Genomic DNA, 10,459 nt, shown 5'->3' with positions numbered 1-10,459 from the left:
CTTAAAATCCAAAAATAACACCTTAATAAATAACAAAAAAACAAACCTAAAATTAGCCCAAATCACAGATAGATGTTAGTTTTCCGAACATGACTGGGCAACGCCCCAGTATACAGGTGCAAGGGTTTTAGCAGAAACGCTCGAATTTCCTTGCACTTGACAGAGTAAATATGTTGTTCAATTATTAGGGAATCAGATGTTTATGTCTTACTCAGCAAGCCCTAAGTAGTATACTATACAAAACAATAAGCAAAAAAGTAGCGTCATTGCGAACCTGCCTTGCAAGCAGTGCTGAGTAAAGTAATCTTCTCCATTCTATATAAGTAGATTGCTTCGCTCGTACCTCGCTCGCAATGACGCTAAAATGAATCCCTAATTTGCAGTAAATACCTCAAACGAGAAACCATCTAACTTTACGCTCAGGCTCTCTCCGCTTTTAGAAAACTCATTATCGAAATTATTGCTAAAGCTTAACTTAGCAAATCGAGCAGGTAGCTCCATTTCAATGTCAGCGGTAGTATTGGAGTTATTGAATACAATAAGCACCACATTGCCTATGAATGTTCGGGCGTAGGCATACACCTTATCGTTCACCAGCACGGGCTCAAAGGTTCCGTAGTTCAGCGCCATATTGGAACGTCGCAGGTTGGTTAGCGTCTTGGTAACCTCAATGGTTTGCTGCTCCTGTGGGTTCAAATCGTCAAACTGCATCATCTTGCGGTTATCGGGATCGTTACCCCCGGGCTGGCCAAACTCATCGCCCTGATAGATGGTGGGAACACCCGGTATGGTTAGGTTAAACGCATTTAGCATCTGTAGCTTCTTGTAACCCACAGGGTCACCCACTCCTATTTCTCTATTCCATCCCGCATGCTTTGCATCCTCGTCGAAAGAGAGCGCACCTCCTGCGTAGGAGATAAATCGCCCCTTATCGTGATTTCCGGTGATAATGCCCATCAAATTGTTCCAACCGTAGTAGCTAAAACCCTCTACCAACTTGCTATGCAGATTGGTAAAAGGAACATCGGTACGACCAAAGGTTGCTGTTGCAGCATCGAAAACATTGAAATCGAACTGGCCATTGAGCATTCCGCTACCAATATAGCTCGATATTAGCTCGTGGCTACCGTAAGTCTCACCAATCTGATAAATGGTGCGATTGGACTCAACGTTCTCCTTGATTTTACGGGTAAGCGTGCGCCAGAAAACCTCGGGGATATGCTTGGTGGCATCGTGGCGAAAACCATCGAACTTGTACTGGGTAACCCAGAAAAGAGCCGAGTCGGTCATGGGCTCGAACACCTCGGGGCGTTCCAAGTCGAGCGTGGGCATAAACGTGTCGAACCAGGTGGTAAGGCGGTGCTCGTCCCACTTCTCGGTGTTCAGCGTGCCATCGGGCAGGTATAGCTCGGTTGCCCAGTCGGGGTGCTTTTGGTAAAGCGGATGCTCCTGATGCACGTGATTGGCCACGTAATCGAGTATTATGTTGATATCGCGCTTATGGGCCTCGGCCAGCATCTGGTGAACCTCATCGGATGTACCAAACCTAAAATCGACCTTCGATGATGATATTGGCCAATACCCGTGGTAACCCGAGAACTTTGTGCGAGGCTCGGGATATAAACCGTAGGCACCAAGCGGGTTCTGGGTGATGGGCGAAACCCAAATGGTATTTATGCCCAATTCATCGAAATAGCCATCGGTAATCTTCTCGGTTATCCCGGCAATATCGCCACCATAGTAGTTAGCCTTGGGATGAATTTCGGGATCATCAACAGGCTTATCGTTATCGGGATTGGCATTGTGGAAACGGTCAATCATCAGCGAGTACATAACCTGCGTATGCAGGTCGGAGCGATTCAGCTGTGCTGTGGATGTTACGGCACGACGCCCCTCAAGGGGAATAAGCAAGTCGTTCGATTCGCCCTCGGCGTTGTAAGCCCACACCCTGATATGCGATCGTTTGAGCCCATTGGCATTGGCAGGAATGGTGATGGTAGCACCATCTTTGTCTATCGTCACAAAATTCTCGTCGAGGCGATAGTTTTCCCAAGCAACAAACAGCTCATCCACCTTATTCTCAAATCCAAGGTATATCTTCTCAACTTTTGTATCCTTGGCATAAATAAAAGGCAGCAAATTGGGGTTGCTCTCCCCTACCCTTAGCACCGAGTTTTGTCCGCCAATATTGTTATCCTCAATCTCGGGGTTGGCCGGATCGAGAATCCAGTTTCCATCAACCACCACTTGATAGTGGTACTTACCCGGATTTAGCTGCAGCGTGATTTTCCAAACCCCATCAACCTTCTCGAGGTTGGTTTTGCTTGGATTCCAATCGTTAATCTGCCCGGCAAGCTGTACCGATTTGGGTTGTTTGCCCTTAGGCTGATAAATAAAGTCCACGGATTGCTTACGGCTCTTGAGCATAAGCAGCGAGTAGCATGCGCCATTAGCCCACACCTTTAGCTCGGAAAGCTGTGGAATGCTTTCGTTTTGTGAAACTAGTTTAACGGTTTTCTTATCCACAGCCATTAGCACATCGAAGTTGCTTGGCGCAACCACTGAGTCGATTTGCGATACATCAAGAAAGTAGTCCTCAAGGATTACTTCAGACGACTCGCCAGTAAGTTGCACAACCGAAGCTAAGCCATGAATCTCCGATTTTTTGGCGTAGTGAGGAATAATTTCCCTTGCTCCGCACGATGCTAGCAGGAAAGTGATGGAAATTAGTAGTAATCTTTTCATAGTTTCGATTTTTCAGAACGCTGATACTTCGACTTTGCTCAGTACAAGTGACGCAGACCCGCCTGCTGTGGGCAGGTTTTATCAGATTATCGCAGATCTATATTTCGTGAGAATTCGCAAGATCAGCGTTCCAATTTCCAATTTAAAATGCTACTTTAATTCAATTACCATTGCTGAACGAGGTGAGAGCTGAATCTTACCCATATCGTTCAACTCCTTGCCAGTAATAATATCTTTTCCGCTGGTAAAACCAGAGAGTATCTCATTAAACCGTTCGGTTTTTAGCACCTTGGGTTGATAGCCGTTGTGCAGAATAACCATAACCGTTTGCTCCTCGTTCTGTCGGAAGTAAACATAAACCTCATTTTCGGGTAGGAACTGCACCAATCTTCCGTTATGAATAGCAGTAGCTGTTTTGCGCCAGTTGAGCAACGTGCTCATATAGTCCCACGCCTCGTTCTCCTTTTTGGTTCTGCCTTCGGCAGTAAATGCAGAGCGTTTATGGTCGGGCCACCCACCGGGAAACTCTTTTCGGAGTACACCATGCCCATTGGCATCGTCGCCATCCATAAGAATTTCTGTACCGTAATAAAGTTGAGGAATTCCGCGTGTGGTCAGCAAGAAAGCCATACCCAGCTTGTAACGCCCAATGGCCATATCCTTATGCTTCATAAAGCGGGAAAGGTCATGGTTATCGGGGAAAATAAAGATGTTGTTTAGGTCGGCAAAAAGATAGTCGTGGGCCAATATCTCATAAAGACGATGCAGCCCTCTGTCCCAACTCTCCTCCTCGTCGAATGCGCTATTTATTGCGTAGCAAAGCGGAAAGTCCATAACGGTGGGAATTCCCGAGTCGAAGCCATCGCGGTTTAACGCCCCAGTTTGCCAGTAGGCAACCCAAGCGGGGTAGTTAACCCAAGTTTCGGCAACAATATTGAAATTTGGGTACTCCTCCATTACGGATCTGGTCCAATGGGCCATAAACTCCTTATCGGGGTACGGATGGGTATCCATCCTGATGCCATCAAGATTGGCATACTCTACCCACCAAATGCTGTTTTGGATAAAATACTTAGCAAGGTAAGGGTTGCGCTGATTTAAATCGGGCATATGGGTATCGAACCACCCATCGCTCATCAACTTTTTATCTGCTTCGGAGGCATGGGGATCGAAAACGGCAGGAATACGATAGTTGGTGCGGGTAAATTCTGGCCACTGGTTTACCCAATCATCCATGGGTAAATCCTCAATAAACCAATGCTTGCTTCCCGAGTGGTTAAAGATCATATCCTTAATAATCTTTATATCCTTGCTATGCGCCTCCTCAACCATTTGCCTATACAGCTCATTGCTACCAAACCGCCTATCAACATTATAAAAATCGGTAATGGCGTAGTGGTGATACGATTGCCAGGGTTGCTTGCTCTCCAACACGGGATTAAGCCAAATGGCGGTCATTCCCAGCTCATTCAAATAATCGAGATGATTAATGACACCCTGCAAATCGCCCCCATGGCGAGCATACAGATCCTCACGATCGAACTTGTCGGCCATTCCCTCGTAGCTGTCGTTACTAGGATCGCCATTGGCAAACCTATCTGGGAAAAGCAGATACACCACATCGGAAGCATCAAACCCCTTGCGCTGAGCAGAACCCTCACGGCGCTCATCCAACCTGTATGTGTAGGTTAGCGTTTTTCGTTTCGATATCCTAAAGTTGATATCAAAACTACCGGGCTTGGTATCATCGGCAATAGCAAGGTTTATAAATAAGTAGTTGGGATTTTGTACCCGTTCGATGCTAATTAACCTAACACCTGGATACTCGAAGCTAACCTCTGTTAGTGCAATGTCCTTTCCGTAAACAAGCAGCTGAATCTCGTTATGCAACATCCCCACCCACCAGTTGGGTGGTTCAACTCTGCTTAAGCTTTGCGCGTTGGATATTGACATAGCAGCAATTAAAAAAACAACAACAAATAAATTTCTCATAGCAATAAAAATAAAAAGCCCCCTTGGGTACAGTTAGGCACTCCAAAGGGGCATTATTAGTAGCTTAACCTCTATTAATGCAGTTCAAATCTTCAAAAGAAACTTTTAAACGTGTAATGATGCTCTCCTCACCTTTACGCAGCCATACACGGGGATCGTAGTACTTCTTGTTGGGCTTATCGTCGCCATCGGGGTTACCAATCTGTGCCTGTAGATATCCCTCCTTATCAATGTAGTATTTACGTATCCCATCCCAGAATGCCCACTGCAAATCGGTGTCGAGGTTCATCTTGATAACGCCATAGCCAATGGCCTCCTCAATCTTCTCCTTCTCCGAGCCACTTCCGCCGTGGAATACGAAGCTAACAGGCTTGGGGTCGGTTCCGAATTTCTTCTCGATAAAATCCTGAGAATCTCTTAAAATCTCGGGGCTTAGCACAACATTACCGGGCTTGTAAACGCCATGCACATTGCCAAACGAAGCGGCAATGGTAAAATTGGGGCTTACCTTCATTAGCTGCTCATACGCATAGGCAACCTCCTCGGGCTGAGTGTAAAGCTTCGAGGTATCAACATCGGTATTATCAACGCCATCCTCCTCTCCTCCGGTAACACCTAGCTCAATCTCCAGGGTCATTCCAATTTTGGCCATCCGCTTAAGATATTTGGCCGAAATCTCTATATTTTCTTCCAGAGATTCTTCTGAAAGGTCTAGCATGTGGGAGCTGTAAAGGGGTTTGCCGGTTTCGGCAAAGTGCTTTTCGCCAGCATCTAAAAGGCCATCAATCCAAGGTAGTAGCTTTTTGGCGGCGTGGTCGGTATGCATAATAACGGGAACGCCATACGCCTCGGCCATTAGGTGAACGTGCTTGGCACCTGAAATTGCTCCAAGTATTGCTGAATTCTGCCCATCATTTGAAAGCCCCTTGCCTGCATAGAACGAGGCTCCTCCATTTGAGAACTGTATAATTACAGGGGATCCAACTTCACGTGCGGTTTCTAGAACGGAGTTGATAGTATCCGTTCCGGTTACGTTAACGGCTGGTATTGCCCAACCCTCGGCTTTTGCAATTGCAAAAACCTCTTGTACTTGTTTTCCGGTAAGTACACCTGCAGGGAATCTTTTCATAATAATATAATATTAGTTGTAAGTTATTAAGTCAATTCGTTATCAGTATCGGCGTTATAGGTCTTTTGGTAGTATCTGTCTAAACGAATTCTAATCTGTAGAAAACGGATTAATCCAAAAACTGCCAATATTACGCTAAGCCCTATGGTTACGTAACCTATCCATCGAATGGCCATGAAATCCTTTAGCTGCAAAAAGGCGATACCACCAAGCAACATATATACCGATGTGCGTGAATACGCTAGCAACGTGCGCTCATTAGCCAGCTTTGTTCGTTCAAGGGCAAGGTAATCTCTAAGGATTATCTCTTCCTTTGGGCTAAAGATGTGTTTAAAAAAGCTGGGCCGTCTTAACATCGCTTTTCCGATTAAATATTTACAAAGGCCAAAAATACATAATTAAAGGCACAGTCACGGCAACAACAAGGATGGAAATGGGAAGCCCCATCCTAAAATAATCGGCAAACTTGTAGCCTCCAGGGCCCATCACCAGGGTGTTGGACTGATGCCCAATGGGCGTTAAAAATGCCGCCGATGCACCAACTGCAATGGCCATGAGAAAAGGGTCGATACTATGCCCCATACCCTTGGCAATAGCTATACCTATTGGAGCCATTAGCACTACGGTTGCAGCATTGTTGATAACGTTGGATAACAACATAGTTACCGTTAGCAGAATACCGATGGTTGCCCAAGCGGGAATTAGCTGTGATAAAGACAATATGTGATTTGCAATGATGGCAGCCCCTCCAGAGGATTCGAGCGCCTCACCCACAGGCAGCATAGCCCCCAAAAGGATTATCACAGGCCAATCGATGCTTGTATACATGTTTTTGACAGGTAGCACACCGGTTAGAACCATCCCCACAGCCGCCAGCATAAATGAGACGTGCACAGGCAAGAGCCCAGTAATTACCAGCACTATGGATGTGATAAATAGGCTAAGGCTAAGGGCAATTTTTTTCTCGTACCCAATACGTAAACTACGGCGAGCCAAGGGTAGACATCCCATCGATTTTATGGTATCGTCGAGAAGGTGAGCACGCCCTTGCAGCATAAGCACATCGCCCACCCTAAAAACTATATGGTCCAGCCTTCTGTGTATTTGGTCGCCCCTACGGGCAACCGCCAGTAGGTTTACTCCGTACCGAGTACGCATACGCATTGCCGATGTGGTTTGTCCAATGAGTGGCGAGTCGGCCATGACAATGGCTTCATTTATTGCAATATTCTTGGACCCCACAGCATCCATACGGAATTTTTTACCTCCAACAAGAACAAGCTCCGAATCATCAATAAATGATTTAATGGCATCAGTATCGCCCTCGATAATTATAATATCATTCTCAAGTAGCACTTCGTCCTCATCGGGGGCATGCATACGCTTGTTTTGCCTTACCAACCCCAGTATCTGCACATCAGCCTTAGAAATCTTCTCTAGCTCTGCAATGCTTTTGCCCAAGGGCTTCGACTCTTTAGCAACCCTTACCTCGGTGATATAATCGTCGATTTCAAAACTTTTCGACTCCGATTTTTTAGCAGCGCGCTTGGGTAGAAGTCTCCATCCTACAATAACAATGAAGATAAGACCAACCAGGGTTAACCCCACGCCCACAGGTGAGAAGCTGAACATACCAAAAGGCTCACCCATCTCCTCAGCTCGAAAAGTGGCAATAATAATATTGGGTGGAGTACCTATAAGCGTTGTCATCCCTCCAAGCAACGAAGCGAAAGCTATGGGCATAAGCAGATACGAGGGCGGATTTCCACTTTTCCTGGCAATATGCAGGGCAACGGGCATGAGTATGGCTAAAGCGCCCACATTATTCATAAAGGCCGATGCAACTGCCACCAAAACCGAAAGGGTGAGAATTTGTAGCGTAAGGCTATTGCCCACCTTGGTAACCCAACTACCCAAAATATCGATTAGCCCGGAGTACTCAAGCGCTTTACCAATAATTAAAACCGCTGCAACGGTAATCACAGCAGGGTGTCCAAAACCGGCAAATGCGTCCTCAGCGGGAATTAATCCAAATACAATTAGTACGAATAGGGCTATAAGAGCAACAAAATCGTGCCTTACTCGTCCCCAGACAAATAGCCCAAGAACAACTATTAACGTGGCAAAAACATAGATATGCTCCATTCCCTATTGAGTAATAAGGTGAGATGAATATCAAAGTTACACAAGATTAAGAGATCCTCAACATTTGAGGACCTCTTAATTTTGGCAATTCGAGAAGAATCAAATTTCTACTTAGTAATTTGCTCCGATGAGCTGGACGCAATAACTTGATCCTTGCCAAATACTGTAACTGTAATTGAAGGCCCTTCTTCGTTTGTAATGGTTATAGCTTTACCATTCACATTAACCTTAAGCACATTCTCTCTGAACCACACCTTGAAGCTATACGACTTCCATTGCTCTGGGATTAGCGGATTAAATACCAGCTTATTATCCCTCACTCGCATTCCGCCAAAGCCCTCTACAATCGATATCCAGGTGCCAGCCATACTGGTAATGTGTAACCCCTCCTTCACCTCGTGGTTGTAGTCGTCCAAATCGAGACGAGAGGTGCGTAGGTATAGCTCGTAAGCTTTATGGATATTACCTATAAGAGCTGCCTGCACGGAGTGTACACAAGGCGAAAGGGAAGACTCGTGCACCGTACGCGCCTCGTAGAACTCGAAGTTACGGCGTATAGTATCCAAATCGAACCTATCCTCTAAGAAGTATAATCCTTGCAACACATCGGCCTGCTTGATAAAGCAAGAACGAAGAATGCGATCCCAACTCCATTTTTGGTTAATGGGTCGTTGCTTGGGGTCGAGATCCTTAACAAGTATTTGCTCCTTATCCATATACCCCTCCTGCTGAAGGAATATGCCTAACTTCTCATCCTCAGGGAAGAACATATTGTCACGAATATCTTTCCACTTCGACAGCTCTTTGCCTTCGTCGAATGAAATTTTTTGAGCTAAGGCATTATACTTCTCGGGTTCGGTTTGCTTAACGTACGCAGCCACCTCATCGGCATACTCCATACACCAAGTGGCAATTAGGTTGGTGTACCAGTTGTTGTTGATATTGTTCTCGTACTCATTTGGCCCGGTAACGCCAAGCATAACGTACTTACCTTTCTCCTGTGAGAAGTTAACCCTTTGCGCCCAGAAACGTGCAATGGCAATTAGGAGTTCAAGGCCAAAATTGGCCAGGTAGCTCTTGTCGCCAGTATAGCGCACATAGTTGTAAACGGCAAATGCTATGGCTCCATTTCGGTGAATCTCCTCGAAGGTAATTTCCCACTCGTTGTGGCACTCCTCACCATTCATTGTTACCATTGGGAAAAGAGCAGCCCCATCCGAGAAGCCTAACTTTTCAGCATTCTCGATAGCTTTACCAAGCTGCTTATACCTGTATAGCAATAGCTGACGAGCAACCTTTTGTCCATGGGTAATCATATAGAAGGGCAGACAGTAAGCCTCAGTATCCCAGTAGGTAGAACCACCGTACTTCTCGCCGGTAAATCCTTTGGGGCCAATATTTAGCCTCTCATCCTTACCCGTATAGGTTTGGCTTAGCTGGAAGATATTGAAACGAATGGCCTGCTGTGCTGCCACATCACCCTCGATGGTAATATCACTATGTGCCCACACATCGGCCCAGGCCAAGGCCTGATCGTTCAGCATCTCATCAAAGCCCTTAGATATAGCTTGATCGAGCAAGCTAGCCATCGCTTTTGGGAATGTATCCTTAGCGTGGTTTAGGCTTGAGATTACTGCACCGTACTTATAAACAGTAACCTCTTGGCCAGCTTTTGCACCAACAGTTACCTTTGAACCAACATATTTTTCTCGGCTAACAATTTCGGGGCTTATGTTTTGCCTCTCGTTATCGAGATACACGTTGTATCGCATGGCATGGCCAACCTGAAAATCGAGCTTCTTGGTTTTGGTAACAATAAAAGCCTCATTATCGGTGGCTTTCTGCTCTACCTCATCCCAAAACTTTTCGCCGTAGTTCGAGTCCTCGTTGCTAACATCAGCATCGAGGTAGGGTTTAAGAACAATATCGGCATTGGCCGTAAGGGGCTTAATGGAGTATCGAATGGCTCCGAGCTCAGAATTAACAATGCTTAAGAACCGTTTTGCCGACACGGCAACCTTCACCCCCGATGGCATCTCACAAATGAAAGTACGCTCAAGGTAACCTTCCTTCATGTTGAGCACACGGCGGAATTCATCAACGTTGCACTGAGCAAGATCTAGCGGTTCCCCATTAATATCGACATCAATACCAATCCAGTTGGTTGAGTTAATAACTTTAGCAAAGTACTCGGGGTAACCATTCTTCCACCAGCCTACACGGGTTTTATCGGGATAGTATACTCCTGCCACATAGCTGCCGGGGAGAGTTGAGCCACTATATTGCTCTTCGAAATTGGCTCGTTGGCCCATGGCACCATTGCCGATGCTAAAAATACTTTCAGATGCACGAGTATTCTCAGGATTAAACCCCTCCTCAATAATGCACCACTCATCGTGCTTTAAGTATGGATTCATATAATATGTGTTTTGTTTTCGCTATTTAAAA

The 10,459-nt window shown here is 45.8% G+C and carries 6 protein-coding genes; all 6 read right to left on the bottom strand.

The features are described from left to right. Positions 1-372: 372 nt before the first annotated feature. The 6 genes from G8O23_RS04060 to G8O23_RS04035 all read right to left on the bottom strand — a co-directional run bounded on the left by G8O23_RS04060 (position 373) and on the right by G8O23_RS04035 (position 10,428). Positions 373-2,745: an alpha-amylase family glycosyl hydrolase gene (locus G8O23_RS04060; protein ID WP_166362024.1), complete on the bottom strand. Its 2,373-nt coding sequence runs from the start codon at positions 2,743-2,745 to the stop codon at positions 373-375. Between the two features lie 150 nt (positions 2,746-2,895). Beyond that, on the bottom strand, positions 2,896-4,737 hold the full coding sequence (locus tag G8O23_RS04055; RefSeq protein ID WP_166362022.1) for a glycoside hydrolase family 13 protein: 1,842 nt from the start codon (positions 4,735-4,737) through the stop codon (positions 2,896-2,898). A gap of 64 nt (positions 4,738-4,801) precedes the next feature. Further along, a complete protein-coding gene (fbaA, locus tag G8O23_RS04050) occupies positions 4,802-5,866 on the bottom strand; it encodes a class II fructose-bisphosphate aldolase (RefSeq protein WP_166362020.1) in 1,065 nt (354 codons plus the stop codon). A gap of 26 nt (positions 5,867-5,892) precedes the next feature. Continuing rightward, positions 5,893-6,222 (bottom strand): YidH family protein, encoded by a 330-nt coding sequence (locus tag G8O23_RS04045; protein ID WP_166362018.1) that lies wholly within the window; start codon positions 6,220-6,222, stop codon positions 5,893-5,895. A 19-nt stretch (positions 6,223-6,241) separates the two neighbouring features. Continuing rightward, positions 6,242-8,011 (bottom strand): SLC13 family permease, encoded by a 1,770-nt coding sequence (locus tag G8O23_RS04040; RefSeq protein ID WP_166362016.1) that lies wholly within the window; start codon positions 8,009-8,011, stop codon positions 6,242-6,244. A gap of 107 nt (positions 8,012-8,118) precedes the next feature. After that, positions 8,119-10,428 carry a glycoside hydrolase family 65 protein gene (locus G8O23_RS04035; RefSeq protein WP_166362014.1) on the bottom strand — a complete coding sequence of 770 codons (2,310 nt, stop codon included), beginning with the start codon at positions 10,426-10,428 and terminating at the stop codon, positions 8,119-8,121. Between the last annotated feature and the right edge of the window lie 31 nt (positions 10,429-10,459).

The organism is Perlabentimonas gracilis, from assembly GCF_011174675.1.
GTDB classification, from domain to species: Bacteria; Bacteroidota; Bacteroidia; order Bacteroidales; family Tenuifilaceae; genus Perlabentimonas; species Perlabentimonas gracilis.
Note: the sequence above shows the minus strand (reverse complement) of the source record. Positions and strands in the feature narration are given on the sequence as shown.

Coding starts and splice junctions, on each gene's coding strand:
- G8O23_RS04045 (WP_166362018.1), bottom strand. CDS start 6,222: ATGTTAAGACGGCCCAGCTTTTTTAAACACATCTTTAGCCCAAAGGAA.
- G8O23_RS04040 (WP_166362016.1), bottom strand. CDS start 8,011: ATGGAGCATATCTATGTTTTTGCCACGTTAATAGTTGTTCTTGGGCTA.
- G8O23_RS04060 (WP_166362024.1), bottom strand. CDS start 2,745: ATGAAAAGATTACTACTAATTTCCATCACTTTCCTGCTAGCATCGTGC.
- G8O23_RS04035 (WP_166362014.1), bottom strand. CDS start 10,428: ATGAATCCATACTTAAAGCACGATGAGTGGTGCATTATTGAGGAGGGG.
- G8O23_RS04055 (WP_166362022.1), bottom strand. CDS start 4,737: ATGAGAAATTTATTTGTTGTTGTTTTTTTAATTGCTGCTATGTCAATA.
- fbaA (WP_166362020.1), bottom strand. CDS start 5,866: ATGAAAAGATTCCCTGCAGGTGTACTTACCGGAAAACAAGTACAAGAG.